The organism is Microcoleus sp. M2_D5 (assembly GCF_036701935.1).
Classification (GTDB): domain Bacteria; phylum Cyanobacteriota; class Cyanobacteriia; order Cyanobacteriales; family Microcoleaceae; genus Microcoleus.
Window position 1 is genome coordinate 37,645 of sequence record NZ_JAUBRP010000040.1, and the last position, 23,783, is coordinate 61,427.

The window sequence follows — 23,783 nt, forward strand, 5'->3', positions numbered from 1 at the left end:
CAGGATAGAAGTTAATCCCTGATAGGGTTTTAAGAATAAAATATGCACTTACTACGGTTTCAATCCCTGAAAGGGGCGGCTTGCATCGCCACACAAGCCACATCGGAATCGCCATCGGTCTGCCTAAACGCCTGCTACATTGGGTGCCCCGCTGTGGCGGTAAGTGAGCAACGCCAGCGAGCCACCATAATTATAAACGTTTATCGACAATCTGAGGTTTAGTCGGGGGGATGGAATCATCAATCTTCAAGTTATTGACCTGACGCGCTACCGTTGCACTCCTCCCCGATATTTGGGAGGCTGACAGAGCCTGAACTGTGCACCGCAGGATATACCAGCCACCACAATTATATCGGGTTTCCACGATCGCAACGCTCCATAATCCAAAATCTAATTTCCCCTCCTAACTCAACGCATCCCGAATCTCATCCACCGCGTCCAATTCCTTGAGAAATTCCAACCGTGCGATCGCCAACGTCACCAAATCTGCAGAATGCAGTTTCGCCACATCTGCCACCGTGCCGTCGTAGCAGGCCTCGATCAACTCTGCCGCCAATTTGCGAATTTTGATCCAGTGCAAAATTGTAGATTTGTCAGCAGGTCGTAAAAGTTCAACAGCCTGATCGATCAATTCAGCCGAGAAAACCCGGTAGAGGTGATCTATTTCATTCGGGTCGTCGCTGCTACCTAAAATTTGGAGGAAAGCTTCGAGCACGTACCCGACTTCTGCCGGAATTTCCACTGCCAGCAATTCTGTAAAAGTTTTTTGTTCGGCATCCCCCAGGGCTCCCCAGACTTTTTTGCGATCAGCGGCGCCAGATTTGCAAACTTCTGCAAGAATTCCCCGCACCTGCTGGGCAAAATAAGCATCATTTTCGGCAACAGCTTTTTGTAAATATTCTAAAAGTTCGGTTTCGTCTTCGTTTAATCCACTGGGGGAACTGTCACCAACTGCCACCATCTGTCCCACGATCTGCACCGGGTCAAAGGTAAGCGCTGGTTGGCTTTGAGCTGCCATTGGGGGAACTGTCACCGCTTCTAGGTTTTCATTTTGCAGTTCGCTCAAATTTTTGTAATTTTCAGAAATTTGCTCGGCCCATTTCTGGAAATTCTGCACCGATTCAGTGTCAAAATTTTCTGTCTTAACGTTCTCATCAGTTGGCAATTTTTTTGAAATCGCGAAATCGGTGACAGTTACCCCAATACTCCTAGAACCCTTATCCTGCAAGGGTTTCACTGGGGGAAGACCTGGTGACATTTGGGTGACAGTTCCCCCAGTGAAATTTTCTAATTGGGGGAACTGTCCCACGCTGGGTGCAGTTAAATCGGTGCCTGTACCCATTACAGGTACTGAGTTAGAGGGTAATTGGGGGATTGGGGGAACTGTCCCACGGGTATTTTCAAAAAATATACTTTTCCCAGATGTCTTGATCGCTCCATAACCGAGGGCGACAAGTTCGTTAAACCAACTTTTTGTAACTTGAGCGGTAGGACGAAATTTGAAATTAAAAGCCTTTTGAGCATCGCGGACAGAAATCTTCCCCCCTTGCCGTTCGGCTGCTAATAAAATTTTTGTCAGATTAGGAGCCAGGGCCGATCGATCCGAAAATTCTGTGTAGAGACTCGCCACCTGGTCAGCCGCAAATTTTACAAATTTCACTGCCGACTCAACCGCGCTGCGGGGAATTTGATTTGTCACTTGCTGACCGTTAAAAACGCAGGTCAAGCCGTGAATGATAGTTGCCAGCTTTCCCACCTTTTCCGGCATTTTGCCGAAAGCAGCTCTCAAGCCTTGTTTTGGTTCAGCTATCCGTCTCCGATGGCACGCTAGGGTGAAAACACGGTGATATTCCTTAGCCTGCTTGTCAAATTCAAAACAAATAGCGGGCAAATTATCAATTCTCTGGTAAAGGTCACTGAGCATCGGCGTTAAGTCAAAACGCCCGCCGTCATCCTCTGGCAAGTTTGGCACTGCCAGCGGTTGAAACACAAAATCAAACCGGGCAAATTTCCCGTTGCTATCAGAACAATCCTTGAGTAAGCCTGCGAGCACGTCCGGCTGGATTGTACCGAATACACTCAAGCCGACAGCTTCAACGCTTGCTCTGACACCTGAAGCCCGCAAAACTGTTGTACCGGTGCCGTTCCAAAAACTGAGCATATCTTCCTCGTCCGAACCCTTCCCCCCACGGTACTGGTTTGCAGATTTGAGCATCCCCGCGAGTTCGTCACAGCAAAACATCATTGCTTGATCGGGAAATTCTGCCTGCTGGTAAATTATTGCTTCTCCGGTGGTTTTGTCAAAAATACGGACTCTGAGCTTGGGTTCTTTCGGTTTAGGGCCCCGATCGTCTTCTTTTTTGGCGGCTTTCCAATTATTTAATTCTGTTTCGTAATTTAACTTGGCTTGCTCGAAGTCTCTTTGATCTCTTTCTCTCAGTTCTCTCATGGGGCGAAGGATCATTGCTCTAGGGACGGGAGATTTGAGCTGTGACGATTCTCCCACCATGCCGCAGTTGTAATTCGGTACGCAGCGCCAGTCAGTATCGCGCCGGAGAATAGTTTCTGTGCCGACCTTATAAAGACTGGATACTTGAGCCAACAAGGCTGCAAGATAGCATTCTGAGCGCAAATTCAGCATCCCTGCCAGTTTCTCGATCGGCTGTGCCAAACCCACAGGCAGCACCTCAGTTAACTTGATTGAGGTTTTGTGAGCACTGAGCAAACTCTCGATTTCTGTCGCGACATCGGGGCGATCTGCTTCTTGCTCTTTTTCTTGCTCCTGTTCGCGGTAAATTTTCCAGATGTCGGAACTGGGGAGCCGATAGGTTTTAGCTAATTCGGAGATTTTGAGCTGGATTTGCGATCGCTTCAGGTCTAGGCTGAAAAGTTTTTCAATTTCAGTTTCTAATGTGGCAGCGTCGGGCGTCTCAAATTTGGGATGGGTGAGGACGTTACTGGATTTTTGGGTATTGGATTTTAGATTTTGGGTTTGGCGCTGCTGACGATCGGGCATTTGTACGCCTGTGCGATCGGCGAGCTCCATCACCACTTCGTAAAAATCCTTTCCAGTGGGGGAACCAGTACCGCCTTTGATTTGGTGGAGAAATTGCACCGGCCCGCCACCAACACCACAACCGAAACACTTAAATAATTTTTCCGCTGGGGAGACACTGAAGCTCCCAGTTTTTTCCTGATGGAATGGACACAAACCCTTCAGGCTGTCGCCAGACTTTTTGAGTGCTACCCAGTTGCCGTAAAATTCCTCAGCGTCCAGGCGTGGCAGAATTTCATTTTCGAGAATATCAACCAAACTTTTTTCAACATCTATATATATAGTGCTTTTTTCGGTTGGAATTTTCGGCAACTCTACCGCTGGAGCCTCGCGCATCAGATCGAGAATGAATTGGGGAGCCTCTGCAATTTCCCCGGTATTTTTCCAAACGTAGGGCTTCCCGGTGTCGGGGTGGATCGACGGCGGCAGAGTGCTGCACTCGTTCCAGCGGAGTTCTAGTTTCTGGCAGAGCTCGCTGTTGTTGCACCCGTAAAATTCAGTAAGTTTTTTGGAGATCGCCGGGGGAATCGGTGAAGTTGTGCCGGATTCCCATTGTTGGATATTTTCGGCAGTGATTTTAGAATTCTCGACTGCGGCGTTGAGTTGTTGTGCGATCACTTCCACACTTAAACCTAATTCGAGGCGAGGGGCAGGATTGAGAATAAAAAATTTGGTAGCGGCGAGATTTTCCCAACGGCTGCGGGGCACTGACAACAGAATTTGAAAATGTCCATGTTTGCCTGATGTCCATCGCTTCGTCGTGGGGTAAAGGCTACCACCCGAAAGCTCTCGATATTTTTCCAGCGCCAGCGGGCCGTCAAAATCCACGGCCATAATGCCGCCAGACAGCGAGCCCGTGACCAAGCTCACCCCAGTCCAGGTGCATTTTTTACCCTCAGCATTTGTCTGTGATCGAATTGCGGCGATCAACTGTTGGCGATCGAGTTTGGCTTTGTTCCAGTCTTTCCAGAAGTTTTGTTTGCCGATGCAGAGTGTCAAAGCCCATTCTGCGGGCATTTGAGATATTGCTTCGATCAGTGCGTCGGTATTGCTGGCGTGTGGGGAAAACATAAAGCTGCCTCTACTGTTGGGACAAATTACTGATTATTTGTGGCGCTGATACCGAAAAATTGAGGTAAGTGATGGGCTCAGAGTTCAGAGACTAAGCCCATCGCGAGTCGTCTACCAGGACACAATGAATATAGTCTACCTATTGACAAGTTGTCAACTGGTGGATTATATTCGTTGTGTATTATGCACAATGCCAGTAATGAATAAATTAAGAAGCGTTCTAGTAGCGAAAGGAATTGAAAACGCAAATCAGCTCAGAGTTGCAACAAAAAAAGCCGACTCACAAAAAAAAGGGATTGGGCAAGCAACAGCTTTATCTGCATGGAACGATCCTTTTTGGCTTCCTAATGCTTCTACTTTGCAGTTGATTTGCAGGGCATTCAACATACAACCGGGCGATTTTCTCTTCTATTTAGAGGATGATGCCGCCGAAGTCGATGAAGTAGTAGAGATGAAGGAAACTTTGAATGGAAGATAATACGATCGCATATCAGCGCAAAATGGACGGCGAATATTTCGCCGCCAACTTCAAGCGCGTGTTTTTCCCGGCAGACCCATTTGAAACGGGAGTGCTAGTAGATGCTGCTAATCTGGATGTTTCTGATTTGGTTGCAATTTATCGCGCAACTAAAAACTTAGAAGCCGGAGGGCATCAAGCTTTTGTGAATACTTTGATTCTGTCGAGAGACAATGCTCATTTAACTCCGATGGTGCGAGTCAATCCTCTATTTGTCGATCGCCGTCGCCAGCAAAAAGTCGAAGTCTGCGAACTGTTGCAAGACTTTTTTTATGGTGATTGCCAGACTTTCAAGACCAAACGCCAAGAAATTATTGATATGGGCGATGCTCAACTGTTGGAATTTGTGCAGCAAGTGGAGGAAGTTTTGGGGTTGACACCCCGCGAGATGAAAGTTATGGAGGTGATTGATGAAGATTAGAATTCCAGTGAAAAATACCAGCGGATTTAAAGGCACTGCAGAAACATTAGGGCTGGACACTTCTGAAGTAGTTGCTTTCCATCTTGATAAACACGGTGACTTGCATTTGTGGTATCGGGGAACTCCTGATTCTGTAGTGATTACAGAAAAAGAAATCGGCGCTGAATATTTTACAGATTTGTTAACGCTGATTTGTAGCGACTTTCAGCATATCGATGACGTGAAACTTCCAGTTCCCTTATACTCAATCTCAATTAACCATTGAAATGCCCTGCGGTGCGCGAAACACCCAGGGCTGACCGTTCCCACACTAACACCGCAGAAAGTAGAGACGATATGACTAATATATCAACAATTGCGCGCATCAGTGCGCCCTTACTTACCGATCATCCAGAAGAATTTGATCCTGTAGAGCTTTTGTGGATGGTGCAGACTCACGGCTGGACGCCTCAACAATTTGCTACTGTTTTCGGTTGTGAGCTAGACACTGTTTATAAGTGGAGTTATACCCGCAAGTGTTCCCGGCTGGCTCGAATTCGGGCGGCCACACTTAAAAAGCAGTGGGGCTTTTAGCTCCATCTCAAAATTAGGATTTTATCCAATTACCCCTCCTAGCGAGGGGTTTATTGTTGGTGTTAATCGGGTGCGGAATCGCTGAGGATAGCACCGCACCCGCTATCTAGTCCGCATCTATTTAGCAACGGAGGCACGAACTAAAAATGTGAAATCGGCTAACTGCGAACATTTCAGAACAAAGTCAGAGGTGCTGACAGAATTGGGAATTTGTGAAACAACTTTACGGAATTACAGAAAATTACTCACCGATTCCGCACCCGAAGAGTTTCATCACCAGAAACACGAGAAAATCTACACCCCTGAAAGTTTCGCCGCACTAGAAAGAGTTGCCCAACTTTTTCGCCGGGGCCTGAGTAAACAACAAGTCAAAAACACCCTCATCAAAGAAGGAGTCTAAAAATGCACACAACTGAAAAACTTGCCAACGATTTAACCGTCACCCCTGGACGCATCAACAGTATTTCTAAAGCGCTGTACAAACAAGAAAAGTCGAGTTTCACCCCAGAAGAAATTCAAGAAGTTGCCGGAGTAGTTGCGTACATGAAAGACCGACAAGAGCGGTCGATCGCCAAAGCCGCCACCGCATACCGGGAAGGAGTTGTTAGCCAAATTCGAGCCAACCCCCGTGAACACGCCTCGCAAAATGCGATCGCCACCACTGGCAAGGAATTGGGGAATGTCAGTATCGCTCAAGAAGATTTGGCGATCGCCCGTACCCGCGCTATCCGTCGTGCTGTGGGAATTCGAGAAGCTGAGTACGACATTCTCGCTCAACTTTTAGACGGCGGTTTCTCCACTGCCGATTTACCTGATGAAGTAGCCGAAATTTTAGAAGCTTCGGTAAGTCGCGTTTATGATGCTGGCTTGGGAAAATTCGATGCAGTCGGCGGTTACTTGCCGGCACTCGCAGCCGGAACCGGCAATATGCCGATGCTGGCAGCTTCCGAGAATTACGCCGCTTAAATTTGTCCGATCGGCTGCTGATACTTCTTTGGTTATCAGCAGCCACCACCCAAAACTCTGAGGAAACCCAAATGCTCAATTTTTTAAAAGTGCTGTGGCAGTCACTCCAACAACCGATCGCCAGTAATATTCCGGTTTATCTGCTAGTGGGGATTTGTTAGATGCAACAAGAAAAATGTCAGCACCCGATTTACAGTGTCGAAGCGCCAGGCCCGATTCTTTTTACTACTCGACCGCAGCAGCAGCCGACCGCACAAAAAACCTCGCTAGTTTTTGGGGGTGGATTGATTTTATTAGTTGGCTTAGGTGGCGGAATTGCGATCGGCAATCATTTTGCAGAGCGGCGAGTTGTCGAGGCTCAGGACGCTCTGAGGCTGGAGCAGTTACAAAGAGCGGCGACTACAAAGCAGATTGAGGATTTTTGCAAAGAAAGTTTGGGAGGTAGATAAATGTTTTGGGGAAAACCGCAGCAACATACTCGCGAAGTTCACATCAACAGCAGCCGAAAACCGACTCAAGTAATCACACTTACATCTGATACTCCAATTTGTCCGATCGACGCTCTCCGGTATGTTGATGAAAATTTTTCTGTTTCGCGAGAGCCAGGGGAGGTTGTTGAACTCAAGACATTTTTAGGAGATGGTAATGGCAGATGATGATTTTTTTGCAAATATGCTGGCTGGTGACGCTCAAAAATCTTTCGATGCTGAGTTAAATGTCGGCACCTCCAACGGTGATCAGCTTTTATCAAAACTCGGAGTTCCCACAGGTCGCCTAACTGATGCCAGTGTGGCTGCTTTTGAAAAAACTACGGAAAACGAGGTTGCCCAACTTGTTCTACAGCGCAAACTTACGGCAGCGGCAAAAACTTACACAAACGCGATCGCCAAAATTGCAGAGGAAGAAAACAAGCGGCGCGAGCAGGGGATTTTAACCCAGCAAAAACTTAACGAATTAAAAGCTGAAGCGGCAAAAGCTTGGGCGAAATACCAGTCTGCAACCCAAGTCTTGATGGTGCAGACTAAAAACGACGTTAATTTAATTGGCTTTAAAACTGCCAAAGAAATCAACTATCAAAATCAAATCCACTTGTTAGCTCAAGAAAAAGAGACTGCTAGGTATGAAAGCAGGTTCCAGCAAGCGGAAGCCCGACACCAAAGTTTTTTAATCAGCTTGAGGGAAAGCATTGCTGCGTCGATCGCCAAATTTAGGGGAAATTCGCAGTTACCGCAAGGTCAAACTCCAAAAGTTTTTGGAATTTTCGAGGGGAAGAAGGAGAGAGCATGAATCTCAAAATTTTAATTTTTCTGGGCTGGCTAGTGACGGGATGGAGTTTCGCACTTTTGCTAGCCCTTTTTATTAAATATTCGCCGGCACTGCAACTGGGTACATTGATTGCGCTTTTGGGCTTTGGAGCGATCGCCCTAGTGCTCGCGTGGTTCGCTCCGAGTACCCGGCCGTGGGTTTCTTTAATTGCTGTAATTGGATCTTTGGGAGGATTGGTATGGCTGCTTTAAATACTAGAGGCGATCGGCTGCTGTGGGGAGTAGCAAATTTAGCAATTGGCGCTTTGGCTATTCCCTTCTGTTACGGGCTTTCGAGTAAAGATTTTACCTCTTTCAAGTTTTTGAGTGCGACTTTGGGGCTGGGAGCCGGTTTGAATTCTGTGCGGTTATTTCACGAACATGAGCAAGGTGCTGGAGTGCGATCGGCGTGGCGAGCATCGGCAGAAATGGTAAGCGGTGCGTGGATTGAAGAAATCGCTAGCGCCAATTTGCCTCCTAGTTTTCAGGCTCCAGTTTACCGACAAGAATATGCAGGGGTGGAGAAGCAACCAGTTCCACAATTTCAATTCGCAGCATCGCCACAATCTGAAGATTTACCCGAACGCGGTGACGGTCGCACAATTTACGGAAAAATGCCGGGGTTAAGTTGGTATTCTTCAGTTTTGGCTTACGGGATACCGGGTGCTGGCAAAACTACTTTTATCGAAGAAGAAGTTAGAAAAAGATTGGCGGCAGGGCATAAAGTAATAGTTCTAGATCCTCACGCCGCATACGGTCAATGGGAGGGGTGCGAAGTTATTGGAGCCGGGATGGACTACGAAGCCATCGACGCAAAAATGGTTTGGTTTGAGCAAGAAAATAAACGGCGTTATAAAATCCGTCAAACTCAATCAAATCCAAAATTTCAACCTTTAACAATGGTTGCCGAAGAATTTACAAATTGGGCGACGCGTTGCAAGTTTAGCGGCGAACACTTTAGAACTGTAAATTCCGATATCCGCAAAGTTGAGTGCTACTCAATAATCGTCACTCATACGCGCACTCTAGCGGGTTTGGGTGATGCTAAAGGGATGGCATCACTTAGGGATGAGTCTATGCTCGAAGTGGAAATACTAGGAAATTACGATCCAGTAACTGAGAGAGCAACACCGAGGTTTGAGGCTTTAGTTAAAATGCCCGGCCAGGCGTTGAGCGATCGGACTTTAGTTAAGATTGAGCGCCATTCCGGGAAGCTTCCACACCAGCCGCCAGAGCCTTCGGGCAAGCTACCGGGAAGCTATCAGGAAGCTTCACCACCAAAACCCGAAAATCTTGGAACCCTTGACGGAATGCGGGTTGCAGGATTGGAAGCTATTTTGAGCGAGATCCTGAAGTCCGGCGGTAATGCCACGGTTTACGGCAGTAATTGGGGGCTGAACGATCAGCAGAAATTTGAATTAGCCAAGTTAGTTATTGAGTGCGAGCAAGGAATCGAAAAACGTATTTTGTATCTGTGGGGTGCAAAGTCTGGAGGTCGCACTAACCATGAAAAATATAGACTTGCTCGTGAGTGGCTGGATCGCCTAATTGCACAAATAAATCAGTCGGGAAGTGATACAATCTAATTGCGTACAGTTAATCTACCAAATAGTAAAGCAGCTATCAGTCGCTTCCGATAGCTGCTTTTTTTGTGGATAATCAAATTACCAAGACGATTCAATTGAATCGATTTGCTCTTGACTTACCACTGGTTCGGGAGGAATAATTATATTTTCTTCCCCCCACTCTTCAATCAATTTGTTCAAAGCTTCTTCCTCTGAAGAAGCTTCAACAATTACAGACTTTAGCCCTAAGCGATTTACATCTGCTACAAACTTATTTTCAGTATTCATTGTTCACTTCACTTCTAGATAGACTTTGGTTAGTTTTTCTTGTGTCCAAAAATAACGTTTTTTGGACGGGTCTTGTTGGACTTCTTCTGCCGAATAAGGCACAAGTCCGGATGCCTTTATCCATTCAGATTCCGGGCTAGCCCGGAACCATACGCAATCCTGCCAATGGGCATTGTTTATGGCTTCAATGGCAGATGCGCCATTGAATCTAAAGGTTCTGGCATCCCCACTCCCCCAATTTTTTCCTTTCATAGCTTGAGGGTTTGAAGCATTTCCAATCGCTTCTTTTAAGTCTTTCAATTTCATAACTTCCTCCTAATTGCCCATACAATCTAGGGCATCCCTAATAGGGATTTAATAGAGCGGGGCGCTACTCCCGCTAATGCTTTCAAATTCAACAAGGAATTTTTACGGCTTCAGCCCAACCATATTTTTCTGCTTCCCGCTTAATATCAGAAGCTTCTCTCCAATCGTATTTTTTGAAATTAACAGTTTGCCGTCGGTTTTTTTTTCCACCTTGGCGCACCAAGGGATTGATGGGAATTGCAACCGCCCAACCTTCTTTATCGACAATCACATCATTAGGATGATGTGTAATTGTTTCTGTTGGCGGAGATGTGGAGAAATCCACCGTACCAGTAACGCACGACAAGTGACCTGCTTCTGCAACTTTTACAATTCCGTTTTTGAATATAAACATTGTATTGTTTGCCATCCTCAGTACCGGGGTTACAACCACCCGGTAGACGCCCCGAAGGGCGTTTCGGCGTTGTTACTAAACTTGTAGGTTCAACCTCTCTACGAGCTGACTAGCTAATATTTTTTGCAAATTCTAAAAACGCATCCTCAAGAATGCTAGCCTGTGATCGCCCGCAAGCAGCAGACAAAATTTCCAATCTTTTAACTACATCCACACTCAAGCGAAAAGTTTTGGAAACTTTGGGGAGATCGCCAATTTGGGCATTGCTACCCTTGCGCCGTACAAACCAACGAACACCCTGGGGTAAATTGACCCCATCAACACACAAGCAAACCTCGACTTCTTCAGAATTTGTTCTTTCTCCGTAGGTTTCAATCCCTTTTTCATCAACGGGGAAAATTTTGATTAAACACTCTTCACCATTATTGTCTGGGAAAGTCGGGAAACCCGGCGGGACTTCCCCTTCTTCGGTTTGGGCGAAAAACTTGCGCTCAAACGAATCTTGAATCACTTTAATGATCGCAACTTTTAACATTATCGGCACCCCCATTCTTTTCGATTGTCGATCCAGTAACGGCAATCTGGGTTTTTCACCAGACTGACCGCTTCAGCAAAGGACATTTCTCCTCTGGCAACTGCAGGAGCGAGCCAGTTTTCGATTGCAAAGCCCCGAATGCTGCGGGCCCAGGATTTTTGCTTTTCGCTGCCCTTCAGCGGGCTGTCGCAGTAGGCATCTAGCGACTCCCACTGCGATTTCACTTCATCTTGAAACGCATCAGCCACGGCATCTGCTGCTTTTTCCGCAGCTTCATTTTCAGCCTGACGCTCGCAAATAATTTGCTTTATAAAATCGTGGTGCTTTTCAGCAAACCGACGCTCAATTTCTGAAAATCCTAAGTAATCATTTGCGACTTGCAGCACAAATAGCGCTGCTTTTTTTGCGGTAGCCGAATCATTGCCCGCTCCTAAAAAACGGGAAACCAGCATTTCATAATGGCTCATTGTTGCTACTTCTTTTTTGCTAACAAACCGCGCCCTATTTTGCGACACACTACAAATAGCACGGTTGCCCATTCCTCAACCCGCACGATGGCGGATTCCGTAATATTTAAGTGGTTGGCTATTTGCAAGGTCGCTATCATGGGCTGGTTTTGAACTCTATATTCCTATAGTACATACAATCAAGTCTATTGTCAATACATTAGATAAAATATTTTGAGAAATTAAACCAGCACAGCCAATCAAGAGCGATCGCCTTTCCGTGCTCAGTAACTGTCCGCTCAATCTTCACCATTTCTTGTCCAAGTGCCACCATCAGTTCTAGGGGAGTTGTTGGCTCAGTCGGTTCTGCTACTTTTTCCGCTACATCATGGTGATTTTATCTGTGTTGGCAGCTAGGTTCATAATGAACCTAGCTTCACTCAAAGCTTTGCCTCGCAACACTTTGACACCATCGGAGTCTAGTTCGTCTCGGTGACGCTTAAAAACTGTTCTCACTGTTTCCGCTGGCACTTCGTAATATTCAGCCATTTGTTCGGTAGTCGCTGCACCGGTTCCTTGCCAGAGGGCAAAGACTAATGCTTTAGCTTTGCTCAGAGTGTCGGTCGCAGCTTCATGGCTGACTTTTGTTAGCTGACCGTCGCGGGCGGTTTTGGACTCGATCAGGATTTCTGGTGTGCTCATTTTGTTGGCTCCTATTTTTTGCTGAGAAATTTTGCTAGTTCTGAAACTTCCCCGGCTTTCTGCCAGTCAGCTTCGCCCCGTCTCACTTTTGTGCGATCTGTGATTTTCTGAACTTCCCACAGTTGCAGTGCGGTGTACGGCCCTTCGGCTTTACCTGATCGGAAAACGTACCAGTCGGCAACTTCGGGAACCGCTTGTTTCACGGGTTTTATTCGTGGCTGCACTGGGGTTGGAGCTTGTGTGACAGGTTTCTGATTTGCCTTTACCAACCACGCACTTAAGAACCCAAACCCACCAAGGACTCCGCCTCCCACTCCGAACATCAATACAGGAGAAGTCGGCCGGTATGGCTCCGGTACTGGCGGAGGCGTAGGAACTGCTGGAGATGATGGGGTTACAGGTGATGGAGTCGGGTATGTGTTACGCGGATAATAGCGATCGCCCCGGTTCCTTTTTCCCTTCTTCGCTGCTTCAGTTGGGGTAGCAATTATTGTTGTCGCAAAAGTTCCGCTCAACAGTATCAGCAGTGATCGGCGCGACAGTTTAGTAGAATGGTTCATGTTCTGAAAAAAGATGGTGATAGGGGTATCACTATTTTCTCAGAACGCCACACCATCAATAACATTTTCAGCCCGTCAAATTTTTGAGTTTGGCGGGCTGAACGTTTTTGTCCTTTGCGCCGGTCTGCTTCGCAGACTAATGTACTGTTGTCAACGGTATTTTAATTAGGGTAGTATGTCAAGTAGCAACAGTAAAAACCTCATCACCATGATCGACGTTGAATATATAGATAGAGTTAGGTGGGATTCCGAGTTGGGCGATCGCTTAAAAAACTTACGGGGTAAAACTTCTCGGCGCAAGTTGGCTGACCGAACAACTGAGTTGGGGCGACGTGTTCCCCAGCAGTACATTCAGCAACTTGAAAAACCAAATTTGTCTATAAATCGCCTCAAAAGCAATCACCTAACCGTTTCCCTGGAAGTCATTCGAGTTTTGGCCGATGCCTTGGATGTTGAACTTACCGACATTTTTACGAAGTCAGCAATCATATCCCAATAAAATATTTACTGCTACCCCTTGACAGTTTACTGTTGCCAACAGTAGATTAAGAGGACAGACAGCAAAAACCCGCCGCTGATTACTAGCCCGCGACGGGTTCCGCTCTCACCGTAAGCAATTACGGCAAGTCCCACAAATTACCTGTGAGGTATCCATATTATGCCATCAGCAGGCTTACTCAGCCGCCGCCAGTTTTTGATTTCGATGTTTGCACCAGCGATCGCAAAACCCGCCACCAAATCCGAGCAACCGCTACCAGGAGCCCACAAACCAGAATTCTGGTTTGGTGAAAAAGTCGAGTTTTGCTGGATCGATGAAACTAGCGGCAAGCATCACACAGAGAGCGGGGAAATAGTCGGCGCTAACTGGAACCATCCAGAGGTCCAGTGGGAGTATCAAATTACTTGGCACAGTTCCACAGCTTACCCCGCCAGCGAATACCCGATTTTTGACGGCAACTTAGTTACAGCAGATGTTCTTTCGAGGGTAAAAACGCACCAATGAATAAAAAAGAACTGATTGAAGCTATCGCAAAAAAAAGAGGGATGACTCCTGAAGCGGTTGCTTACGATTTAAATCTTGCCTACGACGAAATTTTTGCCGCCATCATCCAGGCAGTAGCCGAGGGCAAAGTTGTAGAAATTCCTGGTTTTGGTCGCTTCCACCGTACCGAGCGTTCTTTTTGTCGCACTCGCGCACCTTTTAGTAGAAAAATCCCAAGTTTTAGTCCAGATTTGGCTTTTAAAGATGCAGTTTCAGAGGGGGCTAAAAATAAATGATCGTTGAATTGCACCACAATGACGGCAAGAGCGAATTTCCTGAAATTTGCTGCACCGAACTGACAGCGCCCAGCGTGATTTTCGATCGCGACACGGGCAAATTTTTCTTCAAAACTCCGTGCGACCCTCGAATTTGTACGACCGTGGCTAAATACCTTCTTTACCGGGAATGCCGGGGAGAGGTCTTGAACAGCATCAAAGTCGTGCGACCTTTAGACTCGGAGGACGTAGCATGACTTATAACATCACTCCGAATACCAAAGCTCAGCCACAAAGTTCTGATATGAGTCCGATGGAATTAGCTTTGCTCGGTGGAGATTTGAGCAAACTTTCCGAAAAAGACCGCGCTGCTTACTACAGCAAAGTTTGTGAATCAGTCGGCCTCAACCCGCTGACGTGGCCTTTCGAGTACATCAAGCTCGATGGCAAGCTCAAACTTTACGCCAAAAAAGACTGTGCCGATCAGCTTCGCAATTTGCGGGGAGTTTCCATCAGCAAAGCCGAAACTCGAATCGAAAACGGTATCGCCATTGTAGAAGTTACTGCCACAACAAAAGATGGTCGATCTGACTGCGACATGGGCTGCGTACCCATTGCCGGCTTAAGTGGTAACGCTCTAGGCAATGCCTTGATGAAAGCTGTTACCAAAGCTAAGCGCCGAGTCACCCTCAGTATTTGTGGCCTTGGCTGGCTGGACGAAACAGAAGTGGAGGCGATCGAGCCAGTGCGACCACAAGAAAAAGTTTTGCCATCAGCGCCGATCGCACCCAAGCAATTAAAATCTGTTGCACCAGTTTCCAAACTTTTGCCAACCACTAACCCCGCTGCGAGTTCCGCAGTTGCAGATACTTTGCACCGGCTCAAATGGACTGACTTCCAAATCCAGAATTGCTTAACTGCAAATTTTGGCAAAGTGCATCCAACCGAATTGACAAACGAGGAATTGCTCGACTTTCTGGATTACTTAGCAGTGTTTGAGCAAACTTCGGCAGAAGTGCGCCGGCTCCACTGGACGCCAGAGCAAGGCAAGGAAGTTTTAAAGTTTCAATTCGGACTTGAAACTCGCAACAGTCTCACTTTTGAGCAACTGAAAAAATTTTTGGAATTGCTCAAGCGTCAACCTGCAAACCCTGCTTAATTATTCACAGTTCCCAGGCAACCCCTGGGAACTACTCACCACCACACTACAAAAGATATGTGCATTCAAACTCGCATCAGCAAAATTCTCGCAGAAAAAGCAGCCCTGGATGCTCAAATGCAAAAATTGGAGCTACTGGCAGAAAAGACGGCTCCTATCAAAAACCTGCTGACCGAACTGCTTGAAGATTATGCAGCGGAAGCGCCAGAAGATTTGGCGGCGCTTTGGGGGGAGATTTTGGCGATCGGTGGCAAGTTTAATTTGTCGGTACAGCCGTTGGCTGCCGACGAGTTGCGGCAGTGGGAAGCCGATCGGGCAGCCCTCGAACAACTGCGATTGGATTTTGCAAAGTATCAAGCAGACTTCAAAGATTCATTTTGGGCTGAGGTTGAAGCAGCAAAAGTCGAGATATTAACCGGTGCTGAGTACGACGCAGCAGTAGAGGAAGAACTGGCGCTCGATGATGACAGGAAAGATATTCCTGCTCTAACTTTGTGGCAGCCTTGGGCAAGTCTCATCCAACAAGAGATTAAGCGTATCGAAACTCGTTCCTGGTCAACCAATTACAGAGGGCCGATCGCAATTCACGCAGCCAAAAAGCCTGTCAATATTTCTGACTACCCCGGCCTTTTTGAGTTGCTGCCAGACAACTGCGAAATCCCTTTAGGTGCGGTTGTGGCGATCGCAAATCTGGTGGACTGCGTGGAAATGACCCCAGAATTTATTGCACAGCAATCTGAGACAGAGTTGATGTGCGGCGACTGGCTGCCAGGGCGGTTTGCTTGGGTACTCGAAATTATTCGCCCCGTGGTTCCAGCAATTGCAGCAACAGGCGGTCAAAAGTTGTGGAATTGGTCGGGAACGTCGATTGCCGCAGAGCTGGAGTATTTGGAAAAATTTAAGGCTACACCCGAACCTGAATATGAGCTGGAAGAATCAGCACAGCGGATTTTCCAAGCGCGAAGCTGCTGCCGTTGATGCAGTGCGCCGACAACTGAAAGCCGAAAAACCTGAGTAGCAAATTGTGATTCCCGGCTGTTACACCGGGAATTTTTAATCAATCAAATCATCATTCTTTGAGGGGTACAGACATGGAATTAAAATTATCTCAATACCAATCCGGTATTTTGCAAGCAATCCAGCAGCGCTGTGAAGTGCCAGCGGGTAAACCGATTAAAGGGTTGCTGATCGAAGCACTCGCCGGAACTGGTAAAAGCTTCACGCTAGTTGAAATTTGCTCATTGCTGCGCGACTTGGGAGTGAAACCCGAACAAGCTCGGCTGGTAGTCTTTGGGCGCAAGAATAAAGAGGATTTAGCAACTAAGTTAGGAGTAAGAGTTGGGAGATTATGGAAAAACTCAGTCAGCACTCTGCACAGTTTGAGCTACCAAATTTTGCGAGAAGCGCTCAACACTGATCACAAAACATTCAAGTTACAAAATTGGAAGTATGAGGATATCGCCGCCAATCTCGGATTTATTCGCCGTACTGAGTATGTGGGTAAAAATCGCCAGTACATACCAGGCAATTTATTCTCGAATTCTCCTGAAGATAAAATCAGAGAATTAGAGCGTGAATTCTTGCAATTGCTGGAATTGTTGCGGTTATACTGTTTTCCTCCCTACCTAGACAGCATTGCTGAGTTGGTGGAACTCCACAACCTTGATATTCCAGTCAACTACGATGTAGCTACAGCGGCAACACAATGCTTAAAAGTTGGGCTGCACGATGCAATTACTAACTTTGTAATTGACTGCACAGATATGTCATGGGTGTTATGGATGCACCGCGACAAGTGCAAGGGTACGCTGGAAAAGTGGCGATCGCAATTTCGGATGATTGCAGTGGACGAATGTCAGGACACAGACGTGCTCCAATTAAACATTCTGTCGCTGCTGGTAGATCCAGCCAAGAATTTCCTGGTTGCTGTCGGTGACAAACACCAAGCAGTCTATTCTTTCCGAGGTTGCGTCTCGGATGGGGTCGAGAAATTTACTGAGCTTTTCAACTGTGAAACTTTGCAGTTGCCTGTAAACTACCGCTGCGGGCGATCACATCTGGAACTCGTGCGGAAGATTTTTCCCCACATTCCGATCGAACCGCATCCCGGTGCAGGGGAAGGGGAAATTAAAATTTTGAAACACGATGAGTTTTTATCCCTATTTCAGGATGAATCCAAATCTTACATTGGTGTTTGCAGGAAAAACGCCCCGCTCCTGATTTATGCAATCAAGCTACTGGCTGCGGGGAAGCCAGCAAAAATCAAAGATAAAAGTTTAGGCAAACGGGTACTGGATGAAGTCAGTCACGTTATTACTAAATCCAAGCTTCCTTACGAAGTGGAAACTTTTCCGCAAGCTTTGGCGAGCTACGAAACAAGAGAACGTGATCGACTCCTGAAATACAAAGACAGCGAGGCTCGAATTTCACTTTTAACCGATATGTTGGCTGCTGTGCTGGCATTGTTCGAGGCTTATCAACCATCAGACCTCGGAGAGTGGACGCTGGTAGTCGATAAAATTTTTGATGAATCGGACGGCAAGCGCTGCATCAATTTGTACAGCATCCACTCTGGCAAAGGTGGCGAAGGGGACGTGGCATTTATTCTTGAGCCGGAACTGATGCCTTTTTCTCACAAAGGCCAGACGCCAGAAGAAAAAGAGCAAGAAAATAATTTGCTCTATGTGGCGCTGACCAGGCCCAAAGAAGTTTTAGCGCTGGTGTTGGCGGAAGATAAAAGTCCTGGTGATATTTCTTGGTTGCCCAAGGAGTATATCAAAAATGCAGGAAGTGAGCCCTTAGCTTCTATTCTCCCCCCTGGTCAAGAGGACGGCAAAGAAGTTGTTACCCAAGAAGAACTGCTGGAACTTTTGGGAAAAATCCAAAATCTACCCCGCCCAAAACAGCGGACAATTTTTCGGGAGCTAGTCGATCGCCTGGGGAAAGAGTCGATTTTTGACCTGCTCCAGTAAGGTAAACGGGTACGCATCTGGTATGCTGTTTTGTGACCCTTCTACACTCTTTGTCTGGTTAGTTGTCGCATCCTTTTTTTGGTAATGCTTGTAGTTTATGGAGAATAGCGGGCTCGAACCGCTGACCCCTACAATGCCATTGTAGTGCTCTACCAACTGAGCTAATTCCCCTTTCTTTTCGCGCTCTCAATCATGCCTTAACTGACCAATATTTGTCAAGCTTTTTGGGGAAATTAGTTTTGAGCCTTCGGCTGGCAAGGCTTTCGGCTTTTTTTCCACAAAACTCTCCTCGGTTCTGGACAATGGTCAATCCCCTACTATGATTTAGTAAGTGTGTTGGGATATTTCGGTCAAATGGCTCAAACAAGACCCCATGAGGAAGTACACGACTAGCAGGGCCGCGGCTGAGACCGCAACTAGGGTGCCGGCTAGCATTAGTGAGAATTCGCGTTGCGCGATCGCCTCTTGCATTAAGTGCAAAGACCAGGCAACGAGGGCAACGTCAATTATTAAAATAGAAATCAGCATAAGTTACGATTTGTAACAGCTTACCTATTGTAACAAAACTTTTCGCTCAGTGCAGATAAGCTCAGGCGTATTTAACTATTGCTGTAAAACCCGGAGGGAGCAGCGGAAAGCTACTGAGAAAAACTTATAGCTTTTCTTAATAATTACAATATGCAAAGTAAATGAGAGCTAGCTCAGCTTTAGAGGTGGCGTTTTTGACTCTTGAGCCAGCGCTCATGCTTTTTTGAGGGGGTAGGGTGCGATCGAACATTGCCCCGATTCAAAATTGGTAAAATGGGTGTTACACTTGTACTTTTAATTAAAATAAAATGAAAGGCTGTTGAGGATGTAAACTATGTTAACCCAAACTCAAAAACTCTACTCGCCAGAGGAATATTTGACACTAGAGGAAGTGGCCGAGTCCAAAAGTGAATATATTGATGGCGAGATAGTTCCTATGACTGGTGGTACTCCAAATCATAATGATATTGCGGGCAATTTTTATGCTCATTTAAAATTTGCTCTCAGGGGGCAAAACTATAAGGTTTTTATCGGTGACTTGCGGTTGTCGATACCGCGCTATCACCTCTATACTTATCCAGATGTGATGGTGGTTCAAGGCGAACCAGTGCTTTTAGACGATCGCACAGATACAATAATTAATCCTTTGATGATTGTTGAAGTTTTGTCAAAAAGTACGAAAAATTACGATCAAGGGGATAAGTTTGATTATTATCGATCGATTCCTGAGTTTCGAGAATATATTTTAATCGATCAGTATAAATTTTATGTCGAGCAGTTTGTCAAGACTTCGGAAAATAAGTGGCTTTTAAGTGAATACGAATCGGCAGATGCAGTGCTGGCTTTGTCTTCGCTGCCGTTTCAAGTTCAATTGGGCGACATTTATGAAGGGATTAGATTTGAAACGACTGCCGCTAGTTAGGATTTCACAACCGCTTTTTTGCTGTAAAATTAACTCGCTCGCCTTTTCTAATTTATGACAAATCGCTCTAGTCGCGCCCTTTTTCACAGCAAAACTCTCAATACTGCTTTGCGTGCTTTTAGCTTTCCGCAAGATATGGAAGCGCGCCGCCAAAAATTGGGAACGTGGATTGCTGCACTGCAAACGGGTACGTTAGACGAAGTTAAAGAAGTTTCCCTGCACGGCAGTTTTATTAATGATATTTTTCAGGATGTTTTGGGGTATTGCTCGGTAATTCAAGGTGCGGGGAAAGCTTGGGAAATTAACGCGGAACAAACGATATCTGATGGCGGCGGTTCTGCTGATGGGGCGATCGGCTTTTTTACTGCTGCTGACAATCCTAAAGGTAAAGCCGTGTCCCTGCAAGGTAAAGTGATTGCTCCGATCGAACTTAAGGGAGCGAAAAACGATTTAGACCGTCCCGCATCAGGGCGATCGGAATCAGCAGTTGACCAAGGTTGGCGCTACGCTAATTATACACCCGATTGTCGCTGGATTATCGTCTCGAATTATCTAGAATTGCGACTTTATCATACCAATAAAACTCCCGCTTATTACGAACAATTTTTTCTGACAGACTTGGCGGATATTGAAGCTTTTAAGCGGTTTTACTTTCTGCTGTGTCGCCGCAATTTTTTGCCGAAAAATCAAGAGCAAACAGTTTCTGTTATTGACAGACTGTTAAAAGACTCTGACGAAGCTCAACAAGAAATCACCAATAAATTATATCAAGAATACAAAGCAATTAGACTCGCTCTCGTCAAGCATTTTCGCTTTTCTGGGCCCCAGGATATCCCCAACCGCGATCGGGTACTCATCGAAAAAGCTCAAAAAACCTTAGACCGCGTTTTATTCATTGCTTTTTGTGAAGATAAAGGGTTGCTGCCGCGAAACACGCTCAGCAACGCTCACGACCACAAAGACCAATACAATCCTAGATTAATTTGGGAAAATTATCAATCTGTATTTCGCTGGGTTGATGTGGGAAATGATGACCCTCCTGTACCGGGATACAACGGCGGTTTATTTAAATTAGATCCGGTTTTAGACGTACAATTGACAGTGCCAAATCCCTTATGCAGTCTGCTTAAAAATTTGACGCGATTTGATTTTGATACCGAAGTTTCCGTCGATATTTTGGGGCATATTTTCGAGCAGTCTGTTACAGATTTGGAAGAATTAAATGCTGAAACTGCCGGACAGGAATACAATCAGAAAAAAGGCAAGCGGAAAACTCAAGGTGTGTTTTACACGCCAGCTTTTATTACTCAATATATTGTCGAGGTTTCTCTCGGCGGCTATTTGAATCGAAGAGAAGCAGAATTGCGTTCAAGCTTTCAACTTAGCGTTAGCGAAAAAACTGGTTTTCTTCAAGAAACCCACTTTTTGGATACAGATGGGGACTCAGAAACCGGGTTTTTTTACGAAAATACTTCGCACTCACCCGCAGATGCAGTAAAAAACCCGGTTTCTCCGATCGAACCGCGCAATTCCTGTGCTATTAAGTTTTGGAAAGCGTATCGAGACGAAGTGCTGCAAAAAACGCGCGTCATCGATCCGGCGTGCGGTTCGGGAGCTTTTTTGATTGCGGCTTTTGATTATTTGATGCAGCAGTACGAAAGAGTCGATCGCGAATTGAATGCTTTGGGATGTCAGCCAAAAAACGGCAACTCGCTGGAATTTGACAGAAGCATTTTAAGCAACAACCTGTACGGCGTAGATTTGCTGCCGGAATCAGCGGAAATCACCAAACTTTCTCTGTGGTTGAAGACGGCCCAAGCGGGTAAAACGCTGACTTATTTGGATGATAATATTAAAGCGGGAAACTCAATCGTCGCTGACAGTAATGTAGCAGATACAGCGTTTGATTGGCAAGCTGAATTTCCCCAGATTTTTGCTGATGGCGGTTTTGATGTTGTCATTGGCAATCCGCCTTACGTGCGGCAGGAGTTGCTGTCTCCAATTAAACCATACTTGCAAGCAAATTATGAATCATATAACGGCGTAGCAGACCTTTATACTTACTTTTATGAACTCGGATTAAACATTCTCAAACCGGGGGGAGTGCTTTCGTATATTGTCACAAATAAATGGCTGCGATCGGGATATGGCGAACCTCTACGCAAGTTCTTTGCCAGTCAAGGTTTACTAGAGCAAATTATTGATTTTGGACACGCGCCAATTTTTGAGGATGCTGATACTTTTCCTTGTATTGTCGCAGTCAGAAAACCTAACGCTTCTCTATGTATCTCGGAAACTAAAAGCGAGATTGAGCAAGGTAAATCTGAACCTAATTCGTCTGTAATTGTTTGTCCGGTTCCCCGCGAGGAACTGGCTAATATCAACCTTACACAATACGTTCAACAACACGGTTATCAAATTTCGCGCGATCGTTTCACTGCGAATGCTTGGAATCTGGAACCTCCTGCTGTTGATGAGTTGATGCAGAAAATAAAACAAGTGGGAGTTCCACTCAAAGATTTTGCAGGCGTTAAGCCTTTATATGGCATTAAGACAGGATTTAACGAAGCTTTTTTGATTGATGAAGCTACTAAAAATAGTCTGGTTCAAGCAGATCCTAAATCCGCTGAAATTATCAAGCCTTATTTGCGGGGACAAGATATTAAACGCTGGAGTCCAGAGTGGGCTAATCTTTGGATTATTTTGCTGAAATCTAGCAGCGATAGTGTATGGCCGTGGAGTACCGCAAACGATAAAGCAGAGGAAGTATTTGCACAAGCATTTCCATCGGTATATAAGTATATGAAGCCGATGCAAGAAAAACTGTCTAAGCGTTCTGACAAAGGACGTTACTGGTGGGAACTGCGATCGTGTGCCTACTATAACATTTTTCAAGAACCAAAAATTATCACTCAAGATTTGGCTACTTATTCTTGGTTTTGCTTCCTCGATCAAGAGGTATACCCAGTGAATACTTGCTATCTATGGCCAACAGGAAATCTTTATATGCTTGGGTGGCTGTGTTCGCCAATAACTTGGTGGATTTGTCACCACACTTTGCAAAAAGGAATCAATGACACACTGCGAATGTTTAGAGAACAGGTAGAAACCTTACCCATCGCACCGCCTACTGACTCAATTCGTGCCGAAGTCGAATTAATTGTCAGCCGTTTAATTGAAATCTCCAAAACTAATCAAGAAACTCACCGAGATGTCTTGCAATGGCTGGAAATTACTTATTTAATTGATAAAATCGGACAAAAACTCGAAGATTTTTCTGCCCTTTCCTTTGCAGAATTCGTAGCAGAAATCAGAAAGCGAATGCCGAAAACTAAATCCTCCGATCCTCTCGGCGTTGCGGGAATAAAAGCAGTCCGCGAAACTTATAATGAATATGGACCGGCCATTCAATCTCGCAAAGCTGAGGCGTTGAGACTGGAACACCGTTTATCCGACTTAGTTAATCAAGCTTATGGATTGACACCGAAAGAAATAGATTTGATGTGGAAAACAGCACCTCCACGAATGCCGATCGCCCGACAGATTTGATATAATGTTAGAGCGGTTTTTGTCTTCGTCTGGAATGTTAGGATAACAATTTTTGCGGACAAATTATGCAATTTGTGCGGGATTTAAAAGTTATAGTCGTTTTAAATAAGAGTGAGACACTAAACACTACAATAATCACGAATAATCTCATCCAGAGATGTGCCTATAGGTGAATACATTCGGGCTCTCTTTAAAGCACTAAAATCATGCTCAATATCATTGAGATCGGAAGAGTATGTCGGTAAAAACAATAGTTGATGACCTGTTGCTTCCACTAATTCTCCTATCACCCCTTTTATATGAATTGGTGAATTGTCCATAATTAAGACTGAAGAGATTTTTAATGATGGTAATAAATATTTTAATAACCATCCTTCAAATCCTTCTGCATTCAGACTTCCTATAAATACCATTGGTGCAATTAAATCTTTTTCTTTTTTTCTTCTTCCCGCCACCAAATTCTCTTTTATTACCCGCTTTCGGAGTCGCTCCCATAAATTTTTTTCCCTCTTTTTGACCACCCGTAAAGACAAGCCTGAATTTCTTCAAAGCCTGACTCATCAATAAATACAAGACTTTTGCTTCCATATATCAAGATTAACTCTCGCAAGTCTCTCTGGCGGGGTGACAAGCCCGCCGGAAAGTCAGACAGGGCTGATATTTGACCGACTTGTGTTAAAAAAAGATAGGTCA

General features: G+C 45.6%; 30 protein-coding genes, 1 tRNA gene, 1 other RNA gene and 1 pseudogene. 20 read left to right on the top strand and 13 right to left on the bottom strand.

Features of this window, described 5'->3' with window-relative positions; genetic code table 11:
* Nucleotides 1-403: 403 nt before the first annotated feature.
* On the bottom strand, nucleotides 404-4,126 hold the full coding sequence (locus QUA50_RS17595) for a DUF3987 domain-containing protein (protein ID WP_333263613.1): 3,723 nt from the start codon (nucleotides 4,124-4,126) through the stop codon (nucleotides 404-406).
* Between the two features lie 190 nt (nucleotides 4,127-4,316).
* Between QUA50_RS17595 and QUA50_RS17600 the strand changes: the two genes are divergently transcribed.
* The 11 genes from QUA50_RS17600 to QUA50_RS17650 all read left to right on the top strand — a co-directional run bounded on the left by QUA50_RS17600 (nucleotide 4,317) and on the right by QUA50_RS17650 (nucleotide 9,493).
* Complete coding sequence (locus QUA50_RS17600; protein WP_333298407.1) at nucleotides 4,317-4,604, top strand: helix-turn-helix transcriptional regulator; 288 nt, start codon at nucleotides 4,317-4,319, stop codon at nucleotides 4,602-4,604.
* Complete coding sequence (locus tag QUA50_RS17605; RefSeq protein ID WP_333263607.1) at nucleotides 4,594-5,064, top strand: hypothetical protein; 471 nt, start codon at nucleotides 4,594-4,596, stop codon at nucleotides 5,062-5,064. Before QUA50_RS17600 ends, QUA50_RS17605 begins: the two co-directional genes overlap by 11 nt.
* Nucleotides 5,054-5,329 carry a hypothetical protein gene (locus QUA50_RS17610; protein ID WP_333298405.1) on the top strand — a complete coding sequence of 92 codons (276 nt, stop codon included), beginning with the start codon at nucleotides 5,054-5,056 and terminating at the stop codon, nucleotides 5,327-5,329. Before QUA50_RS17605 ends, QUA50_RS17610 begins: the two co-directional genes overlap by 11 nt.
* Nucleotides 5,330-5,400: 71 nt before the next feature.
* Nucleotides 5,401-5,637, top strand: a complete 237-nt coding sequence (locus tag QUA50_RS17615) for a hypothetical protein (protein ID WP_333263601.1) — start codon at nucleotides 5,401-5,403, stop codon at nucleotides 5,635-5,637.
* A gap of 148 nt (nucleotides 5,638-5,785) precedes the next feature.
* Entirely contained in the window at nucleotides 5,786-6,037 is a 252-nt protein-coding gene (locus QUA50_RS17620; protein WP_333263598.1) for a MerR family transcriptional regulator, read from the top strand.
* Nucleotides 6,038-6,039: 2 nt separating this feature from the next.
* The gene (locus QUA50_RS17625) at nucleotides 6,040-6,603 is read left to right on the top strand and encodes a hypothetical protein (RefSeq protein ID WP_333263595.1); all 564 of its coding nucleotides are present in this window, start codon (nucleotides 6,040-6,042) and stop codon (nucleotides 6,601-6,603) included.
* Between the two features lie 161 nt (nucleotides 6,604-6,764).
* Nucleotides 6,765-7,052 carry a hypothetical protein gene (locus tag QUA50_RS17630; RefSeq protein ID WP_333263592.1) on the top strand — a complete coding sequence of 96 codons (288 nt, stop codon included), beginning with the start codon at nucleotides 6,765-6,767 and terminating at the stop codon, nucleotides 7,050-7,052.
* Nucleotides 7,053-7,259, top strand: coding sequence for a hypothetical protein (locus QUA50_RS17635; RefSeq protein ID WP_333263591.1), 207 nt, complete (start codon nucleotides 7,053-7,055; stop codon nucleotides 7,257-7,259).
* Nucleotides 7,249-7,890 carry a hypothetical protein gene (locus QUA50_RS17640; RefSeq protein WP_333263588.1) on the top strand — a complete coding sequence of 214 codons (642 nt, stop codon included), beginning with the start codon at nucleotides 7,249-7,251 and terminating at the stop codon, nucleotides 7,888-7,890. Before QUA50_RS17635 ends, QUA50_RS17640 begins: the two co-directional genes overlap by 11 nt.
* Nucleotides 7,887-8,120 carry a hypothetical protein gene (locus tag QUA50_RS17645; RefSeq protein ID WP_333263586.1) on the top strand — a complete coding sequence of 78 codons (234 nt, stop codon included), beginning with the start codon at nucleotides 7,887-7,889 and terminating at the stop codon, nucleotides 8,118-8,120. Before QUA50_RS17640 ends, QUA50_RS17645 begins: the two co-directional genes overlap by 4 nt.
* Nucleotides 8,108-9,493 carry a hypothetical protein gene (locus QUA50_RS17650; protein ID WP_333263583.1) on the top strand — a complete coding sequence of 462 codons (1,386 nt, stop codon included), beginning with the start codon at nucleotides 8,108-8,110 and terminating at the stop codon, nucleotides 9,491-9,493. Before QUA50_RS17645 ends, QUA50_RS17650 begins: the two co-directional genes overlap by 13 nt.
* 78 nt (nucleotides 9,494-9,571) lie before the next feature.
* On the opposite strand, the gene QUA50_RS17655 is transcribed toward QUA50_RS17650, so the two are convergent.
* The 9 genes from QUA50_RS17655 to QUA50_RS17695 all read right to left on the bottom strand — a co-directional run bounded on the left by QUA50_RS17655 (nucleotide 9,572) and on the right by QUA50_RS17695 (nucleotide 12,703).
* Nucleotides 9,572-9,760: a hypothetical protein gene (locus QUA50_RS17655; protein ID WP_333263580.1), complete on the bottom strand. Its 189-nt coding sequence runs from the start codon at nucleotides 9,758-9,760 to the stop codon at nucleotides 9,572-9,574.
* Nucleotides 9,761-9,763: 3 nt separating this feature from the next.
* A complete protein-coding gene (locus QUA50_RS17660) occupies nucleotides 9,764-10,066 on the bottom strand; it encodes a hypothetical protein (protein WP_333263577.1) in 303 nt (100 codons plus the stop codon).
* 88 nt (nucleotides 10,067-10,154) lie between these two features.
* Complete coding sequence (locus QUA50_RS17665; RefSeq protein WP_333298404.1) at nucleotides 10,155-10,475, bottom strand: hypothetical protein; 321 nt, start codon at nucleotides 10,473-10,475, stop codon at nucleotides 10,155-10,157.
* Nucleotides 10,463-10,529: hammerhead ribozyme type II (locus QUA50_RS17670), an RNA gene on the bottom strand. The genes QUA50_RS17665 and QUA50_RS17670 overlap by 13 nt, the downstream gene beginning before the upstream one ends.
* A gap of 40 nt (nucleotides 10,530-10,569) precedes the next feature.
* The gene (locus QUA50_RS17675; RefSeq protein WP_333263572.1) at nucleotides 10,570-10,995 is read right to left on the bottom strand and encodes a hypothetical protein; all 426 of its coding nucleotides are present in this window, start codon (nucleotides 10,993-10,995) and stop codon (nucleotides 10,570-10,572) included.
* Nucleotides 10,995-11,462 carry a hypothetical protein gene (locus QUA50_RS17680; RefSeq protein ID WP_333263569.1) on the bottom strand — a complete coding sequence of 156 codons (468 nt, stop codon included), beginning with the start codon at nucleotides 11,460-11,462 and terminating at the stop codon, nucleotides 10,995-10,997. Before QUA50_RS17680 ends, QUA50_RS17675 begins: the two co-directional genes overlap by 1 nt.
* Nucleotides 11,463-11,467: 5 nt before the next feature.
* Nucleotides 11,468-11,602: a hypothetical protein gene (locus tag QUA50_RS17685; RefSeq protein ID WP_333263566.1), complete on the bottom strand. Its 135-nt coding sequence runs from the start codon at nucleotides 11,600-11,602 to the stop codon at nucleotides 11,468-11,470.
* Nucleotides 11,603-11,822: 220 nt separating this feature from the next.
* The gene (locus tag QUA50_RS17690) at nucleotides 11,823-12,143 is read right to left on the bottom strand and encodes a hypothetical protein (RefSeq protein ID WP_333263563.1); all 321 of its coding nucleotides are present in this window, start codon (nucleotides 12,141-12,143) and stop codon (nucleotides 11,823-11,825) included.
* 11 nt (nucleotides 12,144-12,154) lie between these two features.
* On the bottom strand, nucleotides 12,155-12,703 hold the full coding sequence (locus tag QUA50_RS17695; protein WP_333263561.1) for a DUF4339 domain-containing protein: 549 nt from the start codon (nucleotides 12,701-12,703) through the stop codon (nucleotides 12,155-12,157).
* Nucleotides 12,704-12,911: 208 nt separating this feature from the next.
* On the opposite strand from QUA50_RS17695, the gene QUA50_RS17700 reads away from it, so the two are divergent.
* The 7 genes from QUA50_RS17700 to QUA50_RS17730 all read left to right on the top strand — a co-directional run bounded on the left by QUA50_RS17700 (nucleotide 12,912) and on the right by QUA50_RS17730 (nucleotide 18,091).
* Nucleotides 12,912-13,202: a helix-turn-helix transcriptional regulator gene (locus tag QUA50_RS17700; RefSeq protein ID WP_333298402.1), complete on the top strand. Its 291-nt coding sequence runs from the start codon at nucleotides 12,912-12,914 to the stop codon at nucleotides 13,200-13,202.
* 159 nt (nucleotides 13,203-13,361) lie between these two features.
* Entirely contained in the window at nucleotides 13,362-13,706 is a 345-nt protein-coding gene (locus tag QUA50_RS17705; RefSeq protein WP_333263555.1) for a hypothetical protein, read from the top strand.
* On the top strand, nucleotides 13,703-13,981 hold the full coding sequence (locus tag QUA50_RS17710) for an HU family DNA-binding protein (RefSeq protein ID WP_333263552.1): 279 nt from the start codon (nucleotides 13,703-13,705) through the stop codon (nucleotides 13,979-13,981). The genes QUA50_RS17705 and QUA50_RS17710 overlap by 4 nt, the downstream gene beginning before the upstream one ends.
* Nucleotides 13,978-14,217: a hypothetical protein gene (locus QUA50_RS17715; protein ID WP_333263549.1), complete on the top strand. Its 240-nt coding sequence runs from the start codon at nucleotides 13,978-13,980 to the stop codon at nucleotides 14,215-14,217. Before QUA50_RS17710 ends, QUA50_RS17715 begins: the two co-directional genes overlap by 4 nt.
* The gene (locus QUA50_RS17720; RefSeq protein WP_333263547.1) at nucleotides 14,214-15,119 is read left to right on the top strand and encodes a hypothetical protein; all 906 of its coding nucleotides are present in this window, start codon (nucleotides 14,214-14,216) and stop codon (nucleotides 15,117-15,119) included. The genes QUA50_RS17715 and QUA50_RS17720 overlap by 4 nt, the downstream gene beginning before the upstream one ends.
* 57 nt (nucleotides 15,120-15,176) lie before the next feature.
* The gene (locus QUA50_RS17725) at nucleotides 15,177-16,097 is read left to right on the top strand and encodes an ASCH domain-containing protein (RefSeq protein WP_333263545.1); all 921 of its coding nucleotides are present in this window, start codon (nucleotides 15,177-15,179) and stop codon (nucleotides 16,095-16,097) included.
* A 113-nt stretch (nucleotides 16,098-16,210) separates the two neighbouring features.
* Complete coding sequence (locus tag QUA50_RS17730) at nucleotides 16,211-18,091, top strand: UvrD-helicase domain-containing protein (protein WP_333263542.1); 1,881 nt, start codon at nucleotides 16,211-16,213, stop codon at nucleotides 18,089-18,091.
* A 98-nt stretch (nucleotides 18,092-18,189) separates the two neighbouring features.
* Here QUA50_RS17730 and QUA50_RS17735 read toward each other — a convergent pair.
* Together QUA50_RS17735 and QUA50_RS17740 are read right to left on the bottom strand one after the other, a co-directional pair.
* Nucleotides 18,190-18,262 (bottom strand) — tRNA-Ala (locus tag QUA50_RS17735).
* Nucleotides 18,263-18,415: 153 nt separating this feature from the next.
* Nucleotides 18,416-18,619: a hypothetical protein gene (locus QUA50_RS17740; protein WP_333049606.1), complete on the bottom strand. Its 204-nt coding sequence runs from the start codon at nucleotides 18,617-18,619 to the stop codon at nucleotides 18,416-18,418.
* Between the two features lie 334 nt (nucleotides 18,620-18,953).
* On the opposite strand from QUA50_RS17740, the gene QUA50_RS17745 reads away from it, so the two are divergent.
* Both QUA50_RS17745 and QUA50_RS17750 read left to right on the top strand, forming a co-directional pair.
* Entirely contained in the window at nucleotides 18,954-19,541 is a 588-nt protein-coding gene (locus QUA50_RS17745; protein ID WP_333263539.1) for a Uma2 family endonuclease, read from the top strand.
* 54 nt (nucleotides 19,542-19,595) lie between these two features.
* The gene (locus tag QUA50_RS17750; protein ID WP_333263536.1) at nucleotides 19,596-23,090 is read left to right on the top strand and encodes an Eco57I restriction-modification methylase domain-containing protein; all 3,495 of its coding nucleotides are present in this window, start codon (nucleotides 19,596-19,598) and stop codon (nucleotides 23,088-23,090) included.
* A 119-nt stretch (nucleotides 23,091-23,209) separates the two neighbouring features.
* On the opposite strand, the pseudogene QUA50_RS17755 reads toward QUA50_RS17750, so the two are convergent.
* A pseudogene (locus QUA50_RS17755) lies at nucleotides 23,210-23,706 on the bottom strand (IS630 family transposase); the annotation flags it as partial.
* Nucleotides 23,707-23,783 lie beyond the last annotated feature (77 nt).

Bases quoted from the DNA above. Each gene is read 5' to 3' on its own strand.
- QUA50_RS17595 (WP_333263613.1), bottom strand. From the start codon at position 4,126: ATGTTTTCCCCACACGCCAGCAATACCGACGCACTGATCGAAGCAATA.
- QUA50_RS17600 (WP_333298407.1), top strand. From the start codon at position 4,317: ATGCCAGTAATGAATAAATTAAGAAGCGTTCTAGTAGCGAAAGGAATT.
- QUA50_RS17605 (WP_333263607.1), top strand. From the start codon at position 4,594: ATGGAAGATAATACGATCGCATATCAGCGCAAAATGGACGGCGAATAT.
- QUA50_RS17610 (WP_333298405.1), top strand. From the start codon at position 5,054: ATGAAGATTAGAATTCCAGTGAAAAATACCAGCGGATTTAAAGGCACT.
- QUA50_RS17615 (WP_333263601.1), top strand. From the start codon at position 5,401: ATGACTAATATATCAACAATTGCGCGCATCAGTGCGCCCTTACTTACC.
- QUA50_RS17625 (WP_333263595.1), top strand. From the start codon at position 6,040: ATGCACACAACTGAAAAACTTGCCAACGATTTAACCGTCACCCCTGGA.
- QUA50_RS17630 (WP_333263592.1), top strand. From the start codon at position 6,765: ATGCAACAAGAAAAATGTCAGCACCCGATTTACAGTGTCGAAGCGCCA.
- QUA50_RS17635 (WP_333263591.1), top strand. From the start codon at position 7,053: ATGTTTTGGGGAAAACCGCAGCAACATACTCGCGAAGTTCACATCAAC.
- QUA50_RS17640 (WP_333263588.1), top strand. From the start codon at position 7,249: ATGGCAGATGATGATTTTTTTGCAAATATGCTGGCTGGTGACGCTCAA.
- QUA50_RS17645 (WP_333263586.1), top strand. From the start codon at position 7,887: ATGAATCTCAAAATTTTAATTTTTCTGGGCTGGCTAGTGACGGGATGG.
- QUA50_RS17650 (WP_333263583.1), top strand. From the start codon at position 8,108: ATGGCTGCTTTAAATACTAGAGGCGATCGGCTGCTGTGGGGAGTAGCA.
- QUA50_RS17655 (WP_333263580.1), bottom strand. From the start codon at position 9,760: ATGAATACTGAAAATAAGTTTGTAGCAGATGTAAATCGCTTAGGGCTA.
- QUA50_RS17660 (WP_333263577.1), bottom strand. From the start codon at position 10,066: ATGAAATTGAAAGACTTAAAAGAAGCGATTGGAAATGCTTCAAACCCT.
- QUA50_RS17665 (WP_333298404.1), bottom strand. From the start codon at position 10,475: ATGGCAAACAATACAATGTTTATATTCAAAAACGGAATTGTAAAAGTT.
- QUA50_RS17675 (WP_333263572.1), bottom strand. From the start codon at position 10,995: ATGTTAAAAGTTGCGATCATTAAAGTGATTCAAGATTCGTTTGAGCGC.
- QUA50_RS17680 (WP_333263569.1), bottom strand. From the start codon at position 11,462: ATGAGCCATTATGAAATGCTGGTTTCCCGTTTTTTAGGAGCGGGCAAT.
- QUA50_RS17685 (WP_333263566.1), bottom strand. From the start codon at position 11,602: ATGATAGCGACCTTGCAAATAGCCAACCACTTAAATATTACGGAATCC.
- QUA50_RS17690 (WP_333263563.1), bottom strand. From the start codon at position 12,143: ATGAGCACACCAGAAATCCTGATCGAGTCCAAAACCGCCCGCGACGGT.
- QUA50_RS17695 (WP_333263561.1), bottom strand. From the start codon at position 12,703: ATGAACCATTCTACTAAACTGTCGCGCCGATCACTGCTGATACTGTTG.
- QUA50_RS17700 (WP_333298402.1), top strand. From the start codon at position 12,912: ATGATCGACGTTGAATATATAGATAGAGTTAGGTGGGATTCCGAGTTG.
- QUA50_RS17705 (WP_333263555.1), top strand. From the start codon at position 13,362: ATGCCATCAGCAGGCTTACTCAGCCGCCGCCAGTTTTTGATTTCGATG.
- QUA50_RS17710 (WP_333263552.1), top strand. From the start codon at position 13,703: ATGAATAAAAAAGAACTGATTGAAGCTATCGCAAAAAAAAGAGGGATG.
- QUA50_RS17715 (WP_333263549.1), top strand. From the start codon at position 13,978: ATGATCGTTGAATTGCACCACAATGACGGCAAGAGCGAATTTCCTGAA.
- QUA50_RS17720 (WP_333263547.1), top strand. From the start codon at position 14,214: ATGACTTATAACATCACTCCGAATACCAAAGCTCAGCCACAAAGTTCT.
- QUA50_RS17725 (WP_333263545.1), top strand. From the start codon at position 15,177: ATGTGCATTCAAACTCGCATCAGCAAAATTCTCGCAGAAAAAGCAGCC.
- QUA50_RS17730 (WP_333263542.1), top strand. From the start codon at position 16,211: ATGGAATTAAAATTATCTCAATACCAATCCGGTATTTTGCAAGCAATC.
- QUA50_RS17740 (WP_333049606.1), bottom strand. From the start codon at position 18,619: ATGCTGATTTCTATTTTAATAATTGACGTTGCCCTCGTTGCCTGGTCT.
- QUA50_RS17745 (WP_333263539.1), top strand. From the start codon at position 18,954: ATGTTAACCCAAACTCAAAAACTCTACTCGCCAGAGGAATATTTGACA.
- QUA50_RS17750 (WP_333263536.1), top strand. From the start codon at position 19,596: ATGACAAATCGCTCTAGTCGCGCCCTTTTTCACAGCAAAACTCTCAAT.